The 18,049-nt window shown below is 72.0% G+C and carries 17 protein-coding genes and 1 pseudogene; 9 read left to right on the forward strand and 9 right to left on the reverse strand.

Going from position 1 to position 18,049, the window contains the following annotated elements; translation table 11 throughout:
• Nucleotides 1–49 precede the first annotated feature (49 nt).
• Complete coding sequence (hemB, locus tag IE272_RS37720; RefSeq protein WP_050358724.1) at nt 50–1,057, forward strand: porphobilinogen synthase; 1,008 nt, start codon at nt 50–52, stop codon at nt 1,055–1,057.
• Between the two features lie 25 nt (nt 1,058–1,082).
• Here hemB and IE272_RS37725 read toward each other — a convergent pair whose 3' ends face one another.
• The 4 genes from IE272_RS37725 to IE272_RS37740 form a co-directional block, all read right to left on the reverse strand.
• Nucleotides 1,083–1,553, reverse strand: a complete 471-nt coding sequence (locus IE272_RS37725) for a hypothetical protein (protein ID WP_050359003.1) — start codon at nt 1,551–1,553, stop codon at nt 1,083–1,085.
• Nucleotides 1,554–1,571: 18 nt separating this feature from the next.
• Nucleotides 1,572–1,955 (reverse strand): hypothetical protein, encoded by a 384-nt coding sequence (locus IE272_RS37730; protein WP_050358725.1) that lies wholly within the window; start codon nt 1,953–1,955, stop codon nt 1,572–1,574.
• 49 nt (nt 1,956–2,004) lie between these two features.
• Nucleotides 2,005–4,056: a hypothetical protein gene (locus IE272_RS37735; protein ID WP_190010220.1), complete on the reverse strand. Its 2,052-nt coding sequence runs from the start codon at nt 4,054–4,056 to the stop codon at nt 2,005–2,007.
• A gap of 80 nt (nt 4,057–4,136) precedes the next feature.
• Nucleotides 4,137–4,985: a DUF4253 domain-containing protein gene (locus IE272_RS37740; protein WP_050358727.1), complete on the reverse strand. Its 849-nt coding sequence runs from the start codon at nt 4,983–4,985 to the stop codon at nt 4,137–4,139.
• A 116-nt stretch (nt 4,986–5,101) separates the two neighbouring features.
• On the opposite strand from IE272_RS37740, the gene IE272_RS37745 reads away from it, so the two are divergent.
• From IE272_RS37745 to IE272_RS37755, 3 genes are all read left to right on the forward strand, one after another.
• Nucleotides 5,102–5,746 (forward strand): hypothetical protein, encoded by a 645-nt coding sequence (locus tag IE272_RS37745; protein ID WP_050359004.1) that lies wholly within the window; start codon nt 5,102–5,104, stop codon nt 5,744–5,746.
• Nucleotides 5,747–5,813: 67 nt separating this feature from the next.
• Nucleotides 5,814–6,782: an alpha/beta fold hydrolase gene (locus IE272_RS37750; protein ID WP_050358728.1), complete on the forward strand. Its 969-nt coding sequence runs from the start codon at nt 5,814–5,816 to the stop codon at nt 6,780–6,782.
• A gap of 171 nt (nt 6,783–6,953) precedes the next feature.
• Complete coding sequence (locus IE272_RS37755) at nt 6,954–7,523, forward strand: dihydrofolate reductase family protein (RefSeq protein WP_050358729.1); 570 nt, start codon at nt 6,954–6,956, stop codon at nt 7,521–7,523.
• Nucleotides 7,524–7,536: 13 nt separating this feature from the next.
• Here IE272_RS37755 and IE272_RS37760 read toward each other — a convergent pair whose 3' ends face one another.
• The 3 genes from IE272_RS37760 to IE272_RS37770 form a co-directional block, all read right to left on the reverse strand.
• A complete protein-coding gene (locus IE272_RS37760; protein ID WP_190010222.1) occupies nt 7,537–7,779 on the reverse strand; it encodes a DUF397 domain-containing protein in 243 nt (80 codons plus the stop codon).
• Nucleotides 7,776–8,561: a helix-turn-helix domain-containing protein gene (locus tag IE272_RS37765; RefSeq protein ID WP_056700494.1), complete on the reverse strand. Its 786-nt coding sequence runs from the start codon at nt 8,559–8,561 to the stop codon at nt 7,776–7,778. The genes IE272_RS37760 and IE272_RS37765 overlap by 4 nt, the downstream gene beginning before the upstream one ends.
• Nucleotides 8,562–8,718: 157 nt before the next feature.
• A complete protein-coding gene (locus IE272_RS37770) occupies nt 8,719–9,423 on the reverse strand; it encodes a DUF4232 domain-containing protein (protein WP_190010224.1) in 705 nt (234 codons plus the stop codon).
• A 230-nt stretch (nt 9,424–9,653) separates the two neighbouring features.
• Between IE272_RS37770 and IE272_RS37775 the strand changes: the two genes are divergently transcribed.
• The 4 genes from IE272_RS37775 to IE272_RS37790 all read left to right on the forward strand — a co-directional run bounded on the left by IE272_RS37775 (nt 9,654) and on the right by IE272_RS37790 (nt 13,379).
• Nucleotides 9,654–11,090 carry a helix-turn-helix domain-containing protein gene (locus IE272_RS37775; RefSeq protein ID WP_190010226.1) on the forward strand — a complete coding sequence of 479 codons (1,437 nt, stop codon included), beginning with the start codon at nt 9,654–9,656 and terminating at the stop codon, nt 11,088–11,090.
• A 130-nt stretch (nt 11,091–11,220) separates the two neighbouring features.
• Nucleotides 11,221–12,429: a phospholipase D-like domain-containing protein gene (locus tag IE272_RS37780; RefSeq protein WP_056700488.1), complete on the forward strand. Its 1,209-nt coding sequence runs from the start codon at nt 11,221–11,223 to the stop codon at nt 12,427–12,429.
• Between the two features lie 88 nt (nt 12,430–12,517).
• Complete coding sequence (locus IE272_RS37785) at nt 12,518–12,955, forward strand: GvpU-like protein (RefSeq protein WP_050358735.1); 438 nt, start codon at nt 12,518–12,520, stop codon at nt 12,953–12,955.
• A 67-nt stretch (nt 12,956–13,022) separates the two neighbouring features.
• Complete coding sequence (locus IE272_RS37790) at nt 13,023–13,379, forward strand: antibiotic biosynthesis monooxygenase family protein (RefSeq protein WP_190010227.1); 357 nt, start codon at nt 13,023–13,025, stop codon at nt 13,377–13,379.
• 73 nt (nt 13,380–13,452) lie between these two features.
• Here the strand turns inward: IE272_RS37790 and argS are convergent, their stop codons facing one another.
• Nucleotides 13,453–15,225: an arginine--tRNA ligase gene (argS, locus tag IE272_RS37795; RefSeq protein ID WP_050358737.1), complete on the reverse strand. Its 1,773-nt coding sequence runs from the start codon at nt 15,223–15,225 to the stop codon at nt 13,453–13,455.
• 135 nt (nt 15,226–15,360) lie between these two features.
• Between argS and lysS the strand changes: the two genes are divergently transcribed.
• On the forward strand, nt 15,361–17,130 hold the full coding sequence (lysS, locus tag IE272_RS37800; RefSeq protein WP_190010229.1) for a lysine--tRNA ligase: 1,770 nt from the start codon (nt 15,361–15,363) through the stop codon (nt 17,128–17,130).
• 71 nt (nt 17,131–17,201) lie between these two features.
• Here the strand turns inward: lysS and IE272_RS37805 are convergent.
• A pseudogene (locus IE272_RS37805) lies at nt 17,202–18,049 on the reverse strand (DUF2637 domain-containing protein); the annotation flags it as partial.

Consider the following 18,049-nt stretch of genomic DNA (forward strand, 5'->3'; position numbering starts at 1 on the left):
GGCGCGGGTGTCGGTAAGACCGTGCCGTGTGCGGGTCTATCGTCGAAGGATGACTGCGTACGGAAACTTCCCCGGCTCCCGCCCCCGGCGGCTGCGGACGACCCCGGCGATGCGGCGGATGGTCGCCGAGACACGGCTCGACCCCGCGAACCTGATCCTTCCCGCGTTCGTGCGGGAGGGCATCGACGCCCCGGTCGCCATCTCGTCGATGCCCGGGGTGCACCAGCACACCCTGGACACCCTGCGGAAGGCGGCCGTCGAGGCGGTCTCGGCCGGGGTCTCGGGGATCATGCTCTTCGGTGTGCCGGAGGACGAGAAGAAGGACGCCCGGGGCACGGCGGGCACGGACCCGGACGGCATCCTCCAGGTCGGCCTGCGCGCGGTCCGCGAGGAGGTCGGCGACGACCTGGTCGTGATGTCGGACCTGTGCCTGGACGAGTACACCGACCACGGCCACTGCGGAGTCCTCGACGGCGACGGCCGGGTGGACAACGACGCGACGCTGGAGCGGTACGCGGAGATGGCCCAGGTCCAGGCGGACGCCGGGGCCCATGTGGTGGGCCCCAGCGGGATGATGGACGGTCAGGTCGGCGTGGTCCGTGACGCCCTGGACCAGACCGGGTACGAGGACGTGTCGATCCTCGCCTACACCGTGAAGTACAGCTCGGCCTTCTACGGTCCCTTCCGCGAGGCCGTCGGCTCCTCGCTGACCGGCGACCGCAAGACCTACCAGCAGGACCCGGCCAATGCCCGCGAGTCGCTGCGGGAGCTGGCGCTGGACCTGGAGGAGGGCGCGGACATGGTCATGGTGAAGCCCGCCGGGCCGTATCTGGACGTCCTCGCCAAGGTCGCGGAGTCCGTGGACGTGCCGGTCGCGGCGTACCAGATCAGCGGCGAGTACGCGATGATCGAGGCCGCCGCCGAGCGGGGCTGGATCGACCGTGACAAGGCGATCCTGGAGAGCCTGACCGGGATCCGGCGGGCCGGGGCGCAGATGATCCTCACCTACTGGGCGACCGAGGCCGCCCAGTGGCTCGGGCGGGACGCCCGGCGCTGAGCCGGTCCGCCCGGCCCGCTGTGTTTCACGGCCCACCCGCTCCGGTCTCCTGGAGCCGGTGGGCCTCCTCGATGGCGAAGCGGGCGCCGGACTGTACGAGAGGGTCCTCGTCGGCCCGTGCGGTGGTGTCCAGGACCGCGGCGACGACCGGGTCGGCCGTGTAGGGCGCCAGCGACATCGCCGCGTACTGGCGGACCAGGTCCTCCTCCGGGTCCCGCAGGGCGCTGAGCAGGGCGCGGCCCGCTTCGTGGCGCAGAGCGGGATCGGCCGGGGGCCACAGGCGCAGGACGGTGGCGCTCTCGACGCGGGCGAGGTCGTACTCGCCGGGGTCGGCGACGACCGAGACGAGGAACGGCAGCGCCTGGGCGTTGTCGTCCAGCTCGGTGATGATCTCGCGCTTGCGGTCGTTGTCGGGAGGCAGGGAGCGGAACTCGGCTATCAGACGTTCTGCGGCTTCGGCCGCTTCCGTCGTGGTCGTGAGGTTCGTGTCGTTCATGGGGGTGGACACTTTCTGTCAGGGCCAGTCGACCAGTGCCATGAATGCTACGAAAGTGACCCCGACGACGGTGGGGGCGGTGAGGGCCAGGCCCACGCGCCGGGCGGCGTGGCGGAGCTGGTGGGGGACGGCCCAGGTGGCGACCAGCACGATCAGGGCGAGGACCAGGCCGATGCACAGGACGGTCCACGCGGTGGTGAAGCTCGCGTCGAAGCGGTCGGCCGCCGCCCCGTTGCAGGAGTCGCACGCCATCGGGGTGAGCCCGCCGATGAACAGCGCGACGAGTCCCATCGGCAGCGTCACGATCGTGGAGATCAGCGGGGCGACCCACGCACGGGGGTCGGGGGCGTGCGTGGGTCCGGTCACCGGGGTGCTGCCGCTGTCGTGGCTGTTCTCGCTCATGGGTCCGAGTCAACCCCCCGGGGTCTGCCGCCCGCATGAGTACGAGGGCTCAGTCCGCGGCGGTCCGGTCGGCGCGGGCCTCCGCCCAGGCGTGTGCCGCCGCCAGTTGCCCGTCCGTGAGGGGCGGGCTGACCTGGTCCGGGTAGCGGAACGCGTAGTGCTCGCGCGCGGTCCTCAGCCCGATCGCGCGGGCCGCGTCGGTGAGGCGGGGGTCGTCGGCGACCTCCTGGGCGCGCCGCAGCCAGCTGTGGCTGCGCGGGTCGACGGCGTAGTGCCAGAGCGGCTGGGCGGGGTCGGCCACCCCGATCAGGACCCGGTGCAGGACGTACTCGCTGACGCAGCGCTGTCCGATCAGCCGCTCGGCGACGAGCAGGGGGTGCGTGCCGTCGAGCCGGGCGCGGAGCAGCACCCAGGTCATCAACTGCCCGTTGTCGTCCTCGCCGGAGACCACGAAGTCCCACAGCTCGGTGGCTTTCGCCTCGTCCGGTGCGCCGAGGTGGGTCAGCAGCCGGACCGGGGTCTTCCAGAGCGGCTTGGGCTTCGCCCACCAGGCCAGCATCGCTTCGGCGGCCGGGTGGCCCAGATCCTGGGCGAGGCAGGTCAGGGTGACCAGGGGGTGACGCCACTCGGTGTAGGTGGTGCGGTACTGCTTGGTCAGCTCCTTCTTCCAGCGCGGCAGGAGCGCTTCCAGCTCGGCTTCGCCCGCCTCGCCGTGGGCGTGGAGCAGTTCGAGGCAGAACGCGATGCCCTGGACGCCGGTGGACGGGTCGGCCACCCGGTCGCGCAGCCATTGGACGTCGGCGGGGGTCAGGGTGCGGTAGCGGTGGTAGAGGTCGCAGAGCCCGCCCTGGTAACCGGTGAGGTCGGGGCCGGTGCCCGCGAGCAGGTCGTCGCGGGCGGCCTCGTAGCGGTCGGCGGCGGCGAGCACCTCGGCCTCGGTGCCGCCGGGGTGCTGGGCCGCCTGCTCCCGTACGTGGGCGACCTGGTCGTACGCCTTGCGCGCGGCGGCCACGCGCAGGGGGCGCGGCAGGTCGTCGTCGGTGGCGAGGCGGACGGCGGTGAGGGCCGCGTACGCCTGGGCGGCGTGGCGGTCCGCCGTCGGCCGGGCGGCGCGCCAGTCGCGCGTGACGGCGGCGCTGAGCGCGGCGAACAGGCTGTTCATGGACGTATCGGGGGCGTTGTGTGCGGTCAGCTCCGCGGCGAGCACGGCGGCGGACCGTACCGGGTCGGGCTCGTGGACCGCCCGGTGCACCTCCAGCCAGGGGCGGATCGCGGGCGGACCGCCGGCGAGCGACCACCCGCGCAGGACGTCCAGGGCCCGGGGGGAGGGGGCCGCGCCCAGGGTGTCGGACGCCTGGGGGCCGAGGTGTTCCACCGTGTCCCAGACCTCCTCGTGGTCGTGGCGCAGCAGCGCGTCGAGCAGCGCCGCCCAGGCGGGCCACTCGGTGAGCCGCCCGGCGTACTCCTCCCGCCAGGCCGGCAGCAGCCGTGACGTCTCCTCGGGGGTCAGCGCCTGCCGTGCCTCCAGTGCGGTGACGCATCCCGCCGCCCCGGAGAGCTCCACCGGATCGCGCAGCCGGTCGTGCAGCCAGCTTTCCTCGGCGGCGGTCAGCGGGTCGTGCTCCACGGCGCGGGCGGTCCGGCTGCGGGGCGTGCCGAGGCGGCCGAGGAACTGGCGGACGCCTGCGGTGTCTTCGGGGTCGGGCAGTCCGTCGGCGTCCCTCGCCGTGACCTTGTCGAGCCGGAACGCGCCCTGCGGGCCGCCGTCGAGGATCCGGTAGCCGTCCGGGCCGTCGCCGAGGCCCGCGGCGACGGTGGCGTGGTCGCCGCCCCAGTACACGTACAGCTCGCGGTCCAGGCCGCCGGAGCGGTCGAAGGCGGAGTGGGACTGCCAGTGCCAGTAGGCGAAGGAGGTGCTGGTGGAGAGGGACCGGGTCGCGAACATCTCGGCCGCGTCCTCGTGGCCGTCGGACTGGGTGTAGCGGCTCCGGGTCGGCGGCGGGAGGACGGCGAAGCCGTCGCCGCCGAGCGTGCGCCACCACTTCTTGATGCTGCTGAGGTCCGACCGCCGCTCGGCCGTACGGCCCTTGTCCGGTGCCATCGTGTCCCGTCCCGTCGTGCCTGGTCCCGCTGCCTCCGGCCCTGCTGCCGCCGGTCCCGCTGCCCCTGGTCCCGGCTGGTTCAGTCCCACCAGAACGACCACGCTTCCTGGTTGAGCACGGCCTTCTCGGCGTAGACGCCGAGGTCGTACGGCGGGGACTGGTCGATGTTGTCGGGGCAGAACGCGTAGTGCTCGGCGGCCAGGGCGCGGGCTTCTTCGGCGGTGGCGGGCGGGCGGCCCACGGAGACGATCATCGTGTCGAAGCCGAGCACCACGACCCGGGCGTCGTAGCGGTCCTCCCAGGAGCGGAGGACCGCGCAGAGCCGGGCCACGTCGTTCTCGTGGTTCATCGGGCCCGACCAGCCGATCGCCGCCGGTATGTCGGCGCTGCGGCGGGCCGGGACGAGAGCCATCCGGGCCCCGCCGAGCCATGCGTCCGCGTCGGCGGCGATCACGCCCGCGAGTCCTGCGGCCGCCACGTCGGCGTCCTCGGCCGCCTCACGGGCGGGGACGGGCGCGAGGCCGGGCCAGGAGCCGGGGCCCGCGGGGCCGTCGGTGTCCGGCCCGGTCCCGTCCGTGTCCGATCCGGCGTTCTCCGGGGCGACTTCGTCGGCCGCGTAGTCCGTCCAGTAGCCCGCGAGCACCTCGTCGGCGTCGTGGTCGCCGGGGTACGACGTGTCGTCCGGGCAGAGGTCCCACTCCTCGGGCCACTGGTCGCGCCGGCCGCCCGTGACCAGCACCGGCAGCAGCCCGAGCGGCCGCCCGGCCGCCCGCAGCCTCGACCAGTCGCGCAGGTCGGCCGGGCCGTCCGCGTACCAGAGAAGCGGCTCGTGCCAGGGGCCGTCCAGCGTGGCGTCCACCAGGGAGCCGGGCGGGAGGTCCAGGCCGGAAGTGGCCAGGGAAGGGAGTGGATTGGGGAGCGTCGCCATGGTGGGGAGCCTAGGCGGCGCCACTGACAACGTCCCCGGCAGTGCCCCTGGTCGCCGGTGCGTTATTGCCGGTGCGGAACGGGAGGCGATACGGGACACTCGGCCGGGTGATCGTGATGCAGCCCGTCCTGGAGACCCGCACCCCCGACGACTTCTCCCTCTGGCCCGTCGCCGTGGACACGTCGTCGCGGTTCCTGGCGCTGAGCGGAAACCTCACTTCCGCCGAGGTCGGGACAGCGCTGATGTTCATCGTCCGCTGCAACGACATCGACCCCGATCCCGGCGTGGGGGACGACCGTCCGCCGCGCCCGGCGGACCCGCTCGCGTCCTTCCTGCACGGCCTGCTGACGTTCGACGACCTCTTCGCCTCCGGTGGTCTGCGGGTCGTGGACGGCTCGACCGGCGTCACGCTGCTCCCCGGCTGTTGCAGCGGGCTGGAGGACTGGCGAGGTGTGTACGCGGTCCTCGACGGCGCCGGATCGCCCTTCCTCGGGCACGACCCCGATCCCGTCGTCGACCGGTCCGGTGAATCCGTCCGGCTGGTCGTGGACTTCGAGCAGAGCGACAGCCCGGTGATCGAGTTGTCGGCCGTCGAGCTGCGCCGGCTGCTGGACGGGGTCGGACGGGACCTCGCCGCCTTCCTTGCCCTGGCCGCCGCATGGGCCCGCCTGCACCTGCCCGACCACGCCGAACCCGTCATCGAGGCGCTCGCCCGTGTGCTCGGCGTACCCGCGAACGGCGGTACACGGCAGGCATCTTGAGCGCCGCGACGGGCCCGGGGGCCGAAAGCCGGTGCGGTACGGGGGTGGCTGGATAATGATGTCCGGCATGAGTTTGTACGTCGATGATCCCGCCCGCCTCGGAACCACGCGCCTCTCCGACGGGAGGGTGCTCGGCTGGGCCGAGTGGGGGCCGGAGGACGGGCTGCCCGTCCTGCTCTCGCCCGGGGCCGCGACCAGCCGCTGGCTCGGGATCGGAGCCGGGGCCGTCGAGAACGAGGGTGTCCGGCTGGTCTCGGTGGACCGGCCCGGGCTCGGGGTCTCCACGCCCGCGCCCGACCGGACCTTCGCCGACTTCGTCGACGATGTCTCGGAGCTGACCGGGCTGCTCGGACTGGGCCCGCTTCCGGCCATGCTCGGGAACTCCCAGGGCGCGCCCTTCGCCCTCGCCTGCGCGGCGGCGGGCGTCGTCTCCGCGCTCGCGCTCGTCTCTCCCGCCGACGAGGTCGCCGCGCCGGAGGTCGCCTCCGCGCTGCCGGACGATCTGCGGGGCCTGGTCGCGCGGGTGGCGGAGGATCCGGTCGGGGCGGAGAAGGTGTTCGCCGGGTTCGACGCGGACGCGATGCGGCGGATGGTTCTGGCCGGAAGCCCGGCGTGCGACCTCGTCGTGTACGAGGACCCCGGTTTCGCCGCCGCCTACGGCCGCGCGCTCGACGAGGCGTTCTCGCAGGGCGCGGCGGCCGGGTACGCCCGCGACACCGTGCTCGCGATGGGGCGCTGGCCCATCGACCTCGGGGCGATCGCCGTCCCGGTCGAGGTCTGGTACGGCGAGGAGGACGTCTCCCACTCGCCCGACCTCGGCCTCCGGCTCGTCTCCCGTATCCCCGGGGCGCGGCGCACGGTCGTGCCGGGCGTCGGCGGCGCGCTGCTCTGGGCCACCGCCGAGCCGATCCTCGCGTCGCTGGCGGAGACCGTGCGGCCGGACGAGCCGCCCGAGCGGGACTGGCGGGAGGAGCTGGACCGGAGGGCTGTACGGGGGAGACGGCCGGGGGCCGTGCGGCGGGCCGGGCGCGGCTAGGGCCGAGGGCGTGTCCGGCGCGGCGGGGGACCGTACGGGGGAGACGGCCGGTGACCGCGCGGGGGAGCGGGCGCGGCTGGGCCCGGGTGTCGGTGCCGGGGCTTATCGTCGAAGCCCGTTGTGCGCCGCCCGGTCGTCCCCGTCGGCCGGGCCGATCCGGCAGGAGCCGCCGTGAACAGGATCATCACGTCCATCTCGCTCTCCCTCGACGGATTCTTCGAAGGGCCCGACCAGGACATCGACTGGCACACCGTCGACGAGGAGCTGCACCAGCACTTCAACGACTACTTCCGGACGATGGGCGGCTTCGTCGAGGGGCGCGTCACCTACGAGCTGATGGAGGAGTTCTGGCCGACCGCCGATCAGGACCCGGCCAACGAGGGCCCGATGGCCGAGTTCGCGGGGATCTGGCGGGACGTGCCGAAGTTCGTCTTCTCGCGGACGCTGGAGAGCGTGGGGCCGAACGCGACCCTGCTGCACGAGGTCGACCCCGAGCAGGTGCGCGGTCTGCGGGACGCCGCATCGGGGGACCTGGCGGTCGGCGGGGCGGATCTGCTGGAGTCGTTCCGGCAGGCCGATCTGATCGACGAGTACCGGATCTACGTCCACCCGGTCATCCTCGGCCGGGGCCGCCGCTTCTTCCAGGACGCGGAGGAGCGGCAGATGCTCCGGCTGCTGGAGTCCCGGACCTTCGGGAACGGGGTCGCGATGCTCCGTTACGAGACGGTCCGGGCGGGATAACCACGGTGTGGGGTCAGGCGGTTGCCGCGTAGGCGGCGAACGCCGACCAGGCGGCGGGCGCGACGGTGAAGGCCGGGCCCTCGATGTCCTTGGAGTCACGGACGTGGACGGCGGCGGGGTGGGCGGCGATCTCGACGCAGGCCCCGCCCTCGTCGGCGCTATGGCTCGACTTCCGCCAGTCGTAGGCGACTTCGAGGCACGCGCCGCCTTCGCTGCCGCTGTAGCTCGACTTGAACCAGTTCAGTGCGGTGCTCATGTCTCTCCCAGTAAGCGGGCCAGCAGGCGCAGGGTCTCCACAGGGCTGAGCGCCTGGGCTCGCAGCATCGCATATTTCTGGGCGAGGATGCTGACCTCGTTCCGGTCGGAGATCAGCTGACTGCCGCGCTGGGTCTCGGTGTACGCGACGTGCTGGTGGTCCGGTGTCTCCAGGAGGATGAAGGGGCCGTCGATGCCCGCGTGGACCCTGCTGTCGAGCGGGAGCACCTGGAGGCAGACGCCGGGGAGTTGGGCCATCGCGTAGAGGTGGCGGAGCTGTTCCCGGTGGTCCTCGTCCGAGGTCAGTCTCATCATCAGGACCGGTTCCCAGATCACGATGCTGGTGGTCGGAGGCTTCTTCCGGTCCAGGATCTGCTGGCGTTGCAGCCGTGTCGCGGTCTGCGTCTCGATCTCCTCCTGGCTGTAGACCGGGACCTTGTTGCCGAACACCGCCTGCGCGTACGCCTTCGTCTGGAGCAGGCCCGGGATGACCTGGTTGTCGTACCAGGACAGCGCCAGCGCGTCCTGCTCCATGTCGATGTAGTCCTCGGCCCACAGCGGGATCAGGTCGACTTCCGGCATGTTGTCGACCGCCGTCGCCAGCGCGCCCTTGGTGTCCAGCAGATCGTCGATCGTCTCCGCCAGATCCGGGACCAGGGAGCGCCTGCCCTGCTCGACGGAGGCGATCGTGTCCTCCTGTACGCCTGCCGCTTGGGCCAGTTCGGTCTGCGTGAGGCCCGCCTCCTTGCGGAAGCGGGCCAGCAGCTTGCCCACGAGCTTCATGGTCGACGCGTTCTTACGCTGTCGCTTTCTGGGGTGCATACGGTTCCCACTCCCACCCCGGAACCCACTTCACGCCTGCGCGACCCGTACAAGAAATGTGTACGGGTCGCGCACAGTCACCGCACGTCAGGCACTGGCCTGCGGTGTTCCGCGAGGCTCAGAACATCAGGGCGTTCTCGACGTCCGACTGCCAGTAGGTGACGAAGCCCAGGCTGTCCGTGTAGGTCTCCGCCGGGAGCTTCAGCGTGGACTCGCCCTTCGACTCGTTGTTCTTGTCGACCATGATCACGCCGAGGTTGTCGCTCTTGACCGGCTCGTTCTGGCCGGGCTCGCCGAGGAGCGAGATGCCCGCGTACGCCTCCTGGCCGGGGGAGAGCGTGACGACCGCCTGCGGCTTGCTGTCGTCGAGGACCGGGTACACCGCCTGCGCGTCGTCGAAGCGGAGGAACGGCGCGTAGTAGGCGGCGCAGTCGGTGGAGCCGGTGTTGGTCACCGTGAGCAGCAGGTGGTTGATCGGGCGGCTCACCGAGGAGACCTTGACCGTGGAGTTCTTGGGCGTGCAGGCCGGGATCGACGGTGCGGCCTTCTCGTTCGGCGCGGTCTCCGGCTTCTTGCCGTTGCCGCCGGCGTGCTTCCCCTCGGCGGGGACGGTCTGCGTCTCGGGGGTGCCGGCCTCCGGCGCGTCCGGCTGCGTCGTGCCGCCGGTGCTGTCGGTGCCCGTCGCCGCGGGCGTCGCCGTGTCGACGGCACCGGCCGGCTTGGTCCCCATGGCCTTGTCCTCGCCTCCGCAGGCGGTGAGCGAGAGGGCGGCGGCGAGGGCGGTGGCGGCGACGGCGATGGTGCGGATGCGGTTGGTGCGCATGGCGGTGGTACTCCCCGTGATCGGTTGGCGTGTTGGTCCGGTTGAACGGCCGGTCCGTGGTCCTGCTGGGTCCTGCTGTGGTCTGGTCCGAGCTTGTGGCACGGCGGATTCCGGCCGCAACGCCTGCCGAACCATTGGGGATGCTGGAACGTCTACGCGTACGGTGACCTGCGGGAATTCCGTGTCCCTGGAACGCCGTTCCGGGACGCACGAGGAAGGGGAGCGCCGTCGTGGCGACGCCGGAGGCCGTGGAGTTCGCGGCTCTGCTGAAGGATCTGAAGGACCGTTCGGGGCGCAGCTACGGTGTGCTGGCGGGGAAGCTGCACGTCAGCACGTCGACGCTCCACCGGTACTGCAACGGGGACGCCGTGCCGAACGAGTTCGCTCCGGTGGAGCGGTTCGCGCGGGTGTGCGGGGCGTCCGGCGACGAGTTGGTGGAGGTGCACCGGCGGTGGATCGTGGCGGACGCGGCGCGGCGGCGGCCTCCGGTGGGGGCGGCACCGGGGACGGCTGAGCCTGCCCCCTCTCCCTCCCCTGCCCCGGCCTCTGTCCCCGTTCCTGCCTCTGCTCCCGCCCCGGCCCCTCCCGCTGCCCCTTCTCCTGCTCCTGAGCCCGGTGTTGTTCCCGGAGGCGTCGAAGCCGCCGAGGCCGTCGAGCCGTCCGGGCCGACTGTCGTGTCCGGTGGCGCGCGGCCGGGGGCGGGCTCCCGGTGGTCCCGGCTCTCCCGGCGTACGCGGGTGCTCATCGCCGCCGCCGGGGTCGCCGCGCTCCTCGTCCCCACCACCGTCGTCGCCGCCGACCTCGTCGGCTCGGGGAGGGAGGACGGCGGGAGCGCCGCGGACCGGGTGGAGGACGCCGGCGGAGACCTCGGGCCCGCGCCGGAAGGCTCCGCATCGGCCAGGCCCCGGCCCTCCGCGAGCACGGGTTCGGCCGATCCTTCGGCGAGCGCCTCCGCGTCCCCCTCGGGTCCGCCGTCCGTGAAGCCCTCGGCGGGCTCCGGGGCGGGGCAGCCGCAGGGCGGTGGCGGTGGCGGCAGCGGTACGGGCCTCGGTGCTCCGCCGACCGTCACCATCTCCTCGTACAACTGGGACGAACCCTGCGGCCAGCACTACCTGGTGAACCGGGGGCCCGACGAGCTCGACCCGCCGCCCGCGCCGCAGGACCGGCGTCGCTGGGCGGAGTCGTACGGCGGGGTGGACGCCGGGAACATGCTGCTCCAGCTCACCGTGCAGGGGACCTCCCGCGAGGCGGTGGTCCTCAAGGGCATGCACGTACGCGTCCTCTCCCGCAAGGCTCCGCTGCCCTGGTCGGCGTATCTGATGGGCAACGGCTGCGGCAGCGGGATCGCGCCGCAGACCTTCGCCGCCCATCTCGACGCCGGGCATCCCACCCTCCGGCCGGTGCCGGGGAAGCAGGGGGACGTGGTGGTTCCGGCCGTGGACTTCCCGTACAAGGTGACGTCCGAGGACGTGGAGGTCTTCAACCTCGATATGAAGGCCGTCGGTTACGACGTCACCTGGTACCTGGAGCTGGAGTGGAACAGCGGCGGGAACGAAGGGGTGCTGCGGATCGACGACCACGGGAAGCCGTTCCGTACCAGCGGGATGAAGGGGCGGCCGGAGTACGTGTACGGCAACGAGGAGGTCGGGTGGGAGCCCGCGACCTGACGGATCTGCCCCTCGGGGGCGGGAAGGCCGATTCCGTCCGGATTCGCACAGGAGTACAGTCGCCGGGTCCTCGCGTCCGTCCGGTTCCGACCGGACCGTCGCCCCAGCCCGCCTCCCCACCAGGTGACCCATGTCCGCGACCGCCGAAGCCCCCGACCCCATGGCCCTGGACACCCGCACCTGCGAGGAGCGGTCCCTGCGGCTCAGACGCAGGCTGGAGCGGCTGATCGGGATCGCCGCCACCGAGGGGAACGCCCTCCTCCCGCTCCGTAACGGCGACGAGATCTTCGGCGCGATGCTGGACGCCATCCGGGCCGCCGAGCACACCATCGACCTCATGACCTTCGTCTACTGGCGCGGTGACATCGCCCACGAGTTCGCCGAGGCGCTGGCCGAGCGGGCCCGCGCCGGGATCCGGGTGCGGCTCATGCTGGACGGGTTCGGGTCGCGGCTCATCGAGAAGGACCAGCTGGCCCTGATGGACGAGGCCGGGGTCACCGTCACCTGGTTCCGCAAGCCCCTCTACCTCTCGCCGCTCAAGCAGAACCACCGCTGCCACCGCAAGGTCCTCGTCGTCGACGAGCGCACCGCGTTCACCGGCGGTGTCGGGATAGCCGAGGAGTGGTGCGGCGACGCCCGCAACGAGCACGAGTGGCGTGACACCCACGTCCGGGTCACCGGGCCCGCCGTCGACGGACTGGCCGCCGCGTTCGCCCAGAACTGGGCCGAGTGCCACGACGAGCTGTTCGACGAGCGCGACCGGTTCCTCACGGAGGAGCACCACGGGGACGCCGTCGTCCAGGTGGTGCGCGGCTCCGCGTCCTTCGGCTGGCAGGACATGCAGACCCTGATCCGGGTCGTCCTGGAGTCCGCCGAGGAGCGCGTCCGCCTCACCACCGCCTACTTCGCTCCCGACGCCTACTTCACCGGGCTCCTCTGCGCCGCCGCACGGCGCGGGGTGGAGGTCGAGATCCTGCTGCCCGGCCCGCACACCGACAAGCGGGTCTGCCAGCTCGCCGGGCAGCGCTTCTACGAGGAGCTGACCGCCTGCGGCGTGAAGATCCACCAGTACCAGCCGACGATGATGCACACCAAGACGCTCACCATCGACCGGGTCGCCTCGCTCATCGGCTCCACCAACTTCAACCGGCGCTCGCTCGACCACGACGAGGAAGTCATGCTCGCCGTCCTCGACCGGGACTTCACCGCCACCCTCGACGGCCACTTCGACGAGGACCGGGAGAAGAGCGTGCTGATCGAGCGCGGCCGGTGGAAGCGGCGCGACCTCCTCCAGCGGGCCCGGGAAGCAGCCGTGCTGCCCATCCGCCGTTTCCTCTGAGACCGGCCTGTCCTCGGGGGGCGTGCTCCCGCGCCCGCAGGGCAGACGGGGAGGACGACCGTCGTCCGCCATGTGAAGGGAAGGGCCCATGAGCGCCACCGCCGACACCTCACCGGCACCGTCCGCCGCGGTGATCACCGAACCCCTGCCCGACCTTCAGCTCCAGCTGCTCATCCAGCTCCTCGACGAGGACCCCCGCTCCAGCCTGCCCCTCACCCTCACGCACCCCGGCGGCGTCCTGCACGGTGACGTCATCGGGCACGAGCAGTGGAAGGCCGAGTGGGCCAGGAGCCTGCGCCAGGTCGAGGGCGAGGGGGCCAACCTGCTCGCGGAGTTCCCCGAGACCGTCGACCAGGGCGTACGGGAACTGCGCGCCGGCGAGGACGCGGAGACGGCCCGGCTGCCCCGCTGGATCCATCTGCGGGACGTCACGCTCGTCGTCGGGGCCATGAACCCGGTCTCCCTGCCGCTGTGGCGCGGACGCCTCGCCGACGTGTCGGGGTGGGCGCTGGGCCGCCCGCAGTAGGCGGCCCCGTCACCGCGCCGGACCGGGCGATGCCGCTCAACTCCGGCCCGTTGCTTAGGGTTTCGGCATGACCACAGAGAACCTTCTGGCCGGCGGCACGCCGGACCCGCCCGTCACCTTCATCAACGTCTTCGAGATCTCCGCCGACGAACTCGACGCGTTCGTCGAGAAGTGGGAGCAGCGGGCCCGCCTCATGCGGGAGAAGCCGGGCTTCATCGACTCGCGGATGCACCGGGCCCGCTCCTCGGACTCCCGCTTCCAGCTCGTCAACGTCTCCCACTGGGAGAGCCAGGAGGCGTGGGAGGCCGCCACCGCCGACCCCGACTTCGCCTCCCGCACCCGGGCCGCGCGCGAGCAGGCCGTACAGCCGGTCACACCGAACCCGGCGGTCTACGACGTCGTCGTGGAACTCACCGCTCCCTGAACCGGACGGACCTACGCGTGTGGGCCCCGCACATCACCCGTGCCGGGGCCCACACACGTGACAACGCCTCGGGTCAGAGCCGCTCGGGCGTCCGGATGCCCAGCAGCGCCATCCCCCGGTGCAGGGTCCGGGCGGTCAGCTCGACCAGGAAGAGCCGGTTCTCGACGACCTCCGGGGCGTTGTCCGGGCTGAGCACCTGGCACTGGTCGTAGAACGTGGTCAGGTGGGACGCCAGCTGGTAGAGATACGCGGCCAGCTTGTGCGGCTCGTAGCCCGCCCCGACCTCGGCGAGGACCTCGCCGAACTGGTCCAGGTGCAGACCGAGCGCCCGCTCCGCCGGGGCCAGCTCCAGCTCCGGGTGGGCGGCCGGGACCGCGTCGCCCGCCTTGCGCAGGATCGACTGGATCCGGGCGTACGCGTACTGGAGGTACACCGACGTGTCGCCGTGCAGCGCCACCATCTGGTCCAGGTCGAACTTGTAGTCCCGTACGGCGGAGGTCGACAGGTCCGCGTACTTCACCGCGCCGATGCCGACGTACCGGCCGTTCTCGACGATCTCCTCCTCGGACAGGCCCACCTTGTCGGCCTTGTCCCGGACGACCGCCGTGGCCCGTGCGACCGCCTCGTCGAGGAGGTCCTCCAGCCGCACGGTCTCGCCCTCACGGGTCTTGAACGGCTTGCCGTCCTTGCCGAGGACCGTGCCGAACGCGAGCTGCACGGCCTTGACGTCGTCGCTCAGCCAGCCCGCCCTGCGGGCCGTCTCGAAGACCATCCGGAAGTGCAGCGACTGCCGTGCGTCCACCACGTACAGCAGGGTGTCCGCCTTGAGGTCCTGCACCCGGTTCCGGACCGCGGAGAGGTCGGTGGCCGCGTAGCCGTAGCCGCCGTTCGTCTTCTTCACGATGAGCGGGACCTTGTTGCCGTCCGGGCCCTTCACATCGTCGAAGAACACGCACAGCGCACCCTCGGAGCGGACGGCGACGCCCGTCTCCTCCAGGATCCGGCAGGTCTCCTCCAGCATGTCGTTGTAGCCGGACTCACCGACGATGTCCGGGTCGTCGATCTCCATGTCGAGCTTGTCGAACACCGAGTGGAAGTAGATCTTCGACTCGTCGACGAAGCGGTGCCACAGCTCCAGGGTCTCGGCGTCCCCGGCCTGGAGGGCCACCACCCGGTCCCGGGACCGGGCCTTGAACTCCTCGTCGGAGTCGAACAGGACCCGCGACTCCTTGTAGACCCGGTTCAGCGTCGACATCGCCGCCTCGCCGTCGCTCGCGCCGCCCTCGTGCTTCAGCGCGCCCGGGTGCTCGATCAGATACTGGATGAGCATGCCGAACTGGGTGCCCCAGTCGCCGATGTGGTGCCGCCGGACCACGTTCTCGCCGGTGAACTCCAGGATCTTGACCACGGCGTCGCCGATGACCGCCGACCGCAGGTGGCCGACGTGCATCTCCTTGGCCACGTTCGGCTGGGCGTAGTCGATGACCGTCGTCCCGGCGTCGTCCTTCAGCGGCACGCCGAGCCGGCCCTCGTCGTCCGCCGCCCGGGCGGCCAGCGTCTCGACGATCGCCCGGTCGGTGAGGGTGACGTTGAGGAAGCCGGGCCCGGAGACCTCGATGTCCTTGATCAGCCCGCCCGCCGGGAGGGCCGCGGTGACCTGGGCGGCCAGCTCACGCGGATTGCCCTTCAGCTTCTTGGCGAGCGCCAGGATGCCGTTGGCCTGGAAGTCGGCCCGGTCGCTACGTCGCAGCAGCGGGTCCGCGGCGCCGGCATCCGGCAGCGCTGCCGTCAGGGCGTCCGCCAGCTGCTGCTGGAGCGTGGAAGCGAGGGAAGGGACCGAGGCCATGGCTGGCTGCCGTTTCCGTAGGGGTACAAGGGATCACCCCAGTATCCCACGGGGCGTAAAGCCGTTTTCGCGCTGCGGGGGGTAGCTGGGAGAATGGTCCGTACCCCATCGGGAAACGACAGACGAGAGAAGGACGTGCCGACCGTGGCCGAGAGTCAGACCAGCACCGAGACCGACTGGGTCTCCCGCTTCGCGGACGATGTCATCGCCGAATCGGAGCGTCGTGCGCCTGGCAAACCGGTCGTCGTCGCCTCCGGTCTGTCCCCGTCGGGCCCGATCCACCTCGGCAACCTCCGCGAGGTCATGACCCCGCACCTGGTCGCCGACGAGATCCGCCGCCGCGGGCACACCGTGCGCCACCTGATCTCCTGGGACGACTACGACCGCTTCCGGAAGGTCCCGGAGGGCATCCCGGGGGTCGACAAGGCGACCTGGACCGAGCACATCGGCAAGCCGCTGACCTCGGTGCCCGCCCCGGCCGGCTCCGCGTACCCGAACTGGGCCGAGCACTTCAAGGCCGCCATGACGGCGGCCCTGGACGAGCTGGGCGTCGAGTACGACGGCATCAGCCAGACGGAGCAGTACACCGCCGGGACCTACCGCGAGCAGATCCTGCACGCGATGAAGCACCGCGCCGACATCGACGCCGTCCTGGACCGCTACCGGACGAAGAAGGACCCGGCGGCAGCCCAGGGCAAGGGCGGCAAGAAGCCGCAGCAGCAGAAGAAGGTCGACGAGGCCGAGCTGGAGGCCGCCGAAGGCTCCGGCGCCGCCGACGAGGACGACGGCAGCGGCAACACCGCCGGCTACTTCCCGTACAAGCCCTACTGCGGCAACTGCGAGAAGGACCTCACCGTCGTCACCTCCTACGACGACGACACGACCGAGCTGAACTACACCTGCTCGGCGTGCGGCTTCGCCGAGACGGTCCGCCTCAGCGAGTTCAACCGGGGCAAGCTCGTCTGGAAGGTCGACTGGCCGATGCGCTGGGCCTACGAGGGCGTGATCTTCGAGCCCAGCGGCGTCGACCACTCCTCGCCCGGCTCCTCCTTCGTCGTCGGCGGCCAGATCGTCCGCGAGGTCTTCGACGGCGTCCAGCCCATCGGGCCCATGTACGCCTTCGTCGGCATCTCCGGCATGGCCAAGATGTCCTCCAGCAAGGGCGGGGTCCCCACCCCGGCCGACGCGCTGAAGATCATGGAAGCGCCGCTGCTGCGCTGGCTCTACGCCCGCCGCAAGCCCAACCAGTCGTTCAAGATCGCCTTCGACCAGGAGATCCAGCGGCTGTACGACGAGTGGGACTCGCTGGGCCGCAAGGTCGCCGACGGCACGGTGCTGCCCGCCGACGCCGCCGCGCACTCCCGTGCCGTCCGCACCGCGGCCGGGGAGCTCCCGAGCACCCCGCGCCCGCTGCCGTACCGGACGCTCGCCTCGGTCGCCGACATCACCGCCGGCGCCGAGGACCAGACGCTGCGCATCCTCAGCGAGCTGGACCCGGAGAACCCGCTGACCGCGCTGGACGAGGCCCGCCCGCGCCTCGACCGCGCCGAGAACTGGATCACCACCCAGGTCCCGGCCGAGGCCCGCACCATCGTCCGGGACGAGCCCGACAAGGAGCTGCTCGGCTCGCTCGACGACCAGGGCCGCGAGTCGCTGCGCCTCCTCCTGGAGGGGCTGGACGCGCACTGGTCCCTGGACGGGCTCACCACGCTCGTCTACGGCGTGCCGAAGGTGCTGGCGGGACTGAAGCCGGACGCCAAGCCGACGCCCGAGCTGAAGGCCGCCCAGCGGTCCTTCTTCGCGCTGCTCTACCGGCTGCTCGTCAGCCGCGACACGGGGCCCCGCCTGCCCACGCTGCTGCTCGCGGTGGGGGCGGACCGGGTGCGCAGGCTGCTCGGCGCCTAGCGACGTGACGGCGGAGGGCCACCACCCGGGAATCCGGGTGGTGGCCCTCCGCCGTGCTGTGCGGCTGTCGCTCAGGCGCTCTGGTCGGCCGTCGCGCGCTGCATGTAGAGGTTCCTGAACTGCGGCATCAGGTCCTGGAGAAGCTCGGTCGAGCGCGGGTGGTGCACGTCGTGCCGGTCGGCCAGGTGGATGTCGAGGGTCTCGACGTTCGGGTACTGGCCTTCCTGGTCCGTGTACGCGCTGAACTCCTCGTAGGCGCGGTCGGCGAAGTCGTTGTCCTCCTGGGACCACTCCTCCAGCTGCGGCGCGTCCTCGGGCCCGGGGGCGGGCACGGCGGGCGGCTCCTCGTCGGCGGCCTGCTGTACGGGCTCCGGCTCCTCGCGGGGCTCCTCACGGGGCTCCTCACGGCGGGGGTGCGGGACCGCGCCGATCGTGCCGACGTCACCGAGGGGGCGGGTACGGCCGGGGCCCAGGGGGACGGCCGCCGGGGTGGGCTCCAGGCCCTCGGCGTGCCGCGGGTCGTACGCGCTGGCGTGCGGGCCTTCCGGAAGCTTCTGGGCGGCGAACCAGGGGCTGTCGTGGGTGGGCGGGACCTGCGGGGTCTCCAGCGCCGGGGGCTGCGGGTGCTGGGCCTGCTCGGCGTACGGGGCCTGCTGGGCCTGCTGATGGTGTTGCTGGTCCGGCAGGTGCTGCTGGTGCTGCTGCTGGGGTGTCTGCTTCTGGAGCGACATCGGGTGCTGCTGCTGATGTTGCGGGTGCTGCTGTGCCTGCTCCTGCCCCGGCTCCCGCTGGGGCTCGTACGGCAGCTCCGCCTTCGGACGGGACGCCTCGACCGGTGGCAGCAGGGCCGGTTCGATGCCCGCGGCGGCGAGGCCGGCGGGGGCGGTCTCGGCGAGCGGCACGCCGTACTTCGCCAGGC

Source organism: Streptomyces anulatus, assembly GCF_014650675.1.
GTDB classification, from domain to species: Bacteria; Actinomycetota; Actinomycetes; order Streptomycetales; family Streptomycetaceae; genus Streptomyces; species Streptomyces anulatus.

Excerpts from the sequence above, each read along its gene's own strand:
- hemB (WP_050358724.1), top strand. The coding sequence starts at position 50 with ATGACTGCGTACGGAAACTTCCCCGGCTCCCGCCCCCGGCGGCTGCGG.
- IE272_RS37725 (WP_050359003.1), bottom strand. The coding sequence starts at position 1,553 with ATGAACGACACGAACCTCACGACCACGACGGAAGCGGCCGAAGCCGCA.
- IE272_RS37730 (WP_050358725.1), bottom strand. The coding sequence starts at position 1,955 with ATGAGCGAGAACAGCCACGACAGCGGCAGCACCCCGGTGACCGGACCC.
- IE272_RS37735 (WP_190010220.1), bottom strand. The coding sequence starts at position 4,056 with ATGGCACCGGACAAGGGCCGTACGGCCGAGCGGCGGTCGGACCTCAGC.
- IE272_RS37740 (WP_050358727.1), bottom strand. The coding sequence starts at position 4,985 with ATGGCGACGCTCCCCAATCCACTCCCTTCCCTGGCCACTTCCGGCCTG.
- IE272_RS37745 (WP_050359004.1), top strand. The coding sequence starts at position 5,102 with ATGCAGCCCGTCCTGGAGACCCGCACCCCCGACGACTTCTCCCTCTGG.
- IE272_RS37750 (WP_050358728.1), top strand. The coding sequence starts at position 5,814 with ATGAGTTTGTACGTCGATGATCCCGCCCGCCTCGGAACCACGCGCCTC.
- IE272_RS37760 (WP_190010222.1), bottom strand. The coding sequence starts at position 7,779 with ATGAGCACCGCACTGAACTGGTTCAAGTCGAGCTACAGCGGCAGCGAA.
- IE272_RS37765 (WP_056700494.1), bottom strand. The coding sequence starts at position 8,561 with ATGAAGCTCGTGGGCAAGCTGCTGGCCCGCTTCCGCAAGGAGGCGGGC.
- IE272_RS37770 (WP_190010224.1), bottom strand. The coding sequence starts at position 9,423 with ATGCGCACCAACCGCATCCGCACCATCGCCGTCGCCGCCACCGCCCTC.
- IE272_RS37780 (WP_056700488.1), top strand. The coding sequence starts at position 11,221 with ATGTCCGCGACCGCCGAAGCCCCCGACCCCATGGCCCTGGACACCCGC.
- IE272_RS37785 (WP_050358735.1), top strand. The coding sequence starts at position 12,518 with ATGAGCGCCACCGCCGACACCTCACCGGCACCGTCCGCCGCGGTGATC.
- IE272_RS37790 (WP_190010227.1), top strand. The coding sequence starts at position 13,023 with ATGACCACAGAGAACCTTCTGGCCGGCGGCACGCCGGACCCGCCCGTC.
- argS (WP_050358737.1), bottom strand. The coding sequence starts at position 15,225 with ATGGCCTCGGTCCCTTCCCTCGCTTCCACGCTCCAGCAGCAGCTGGCG.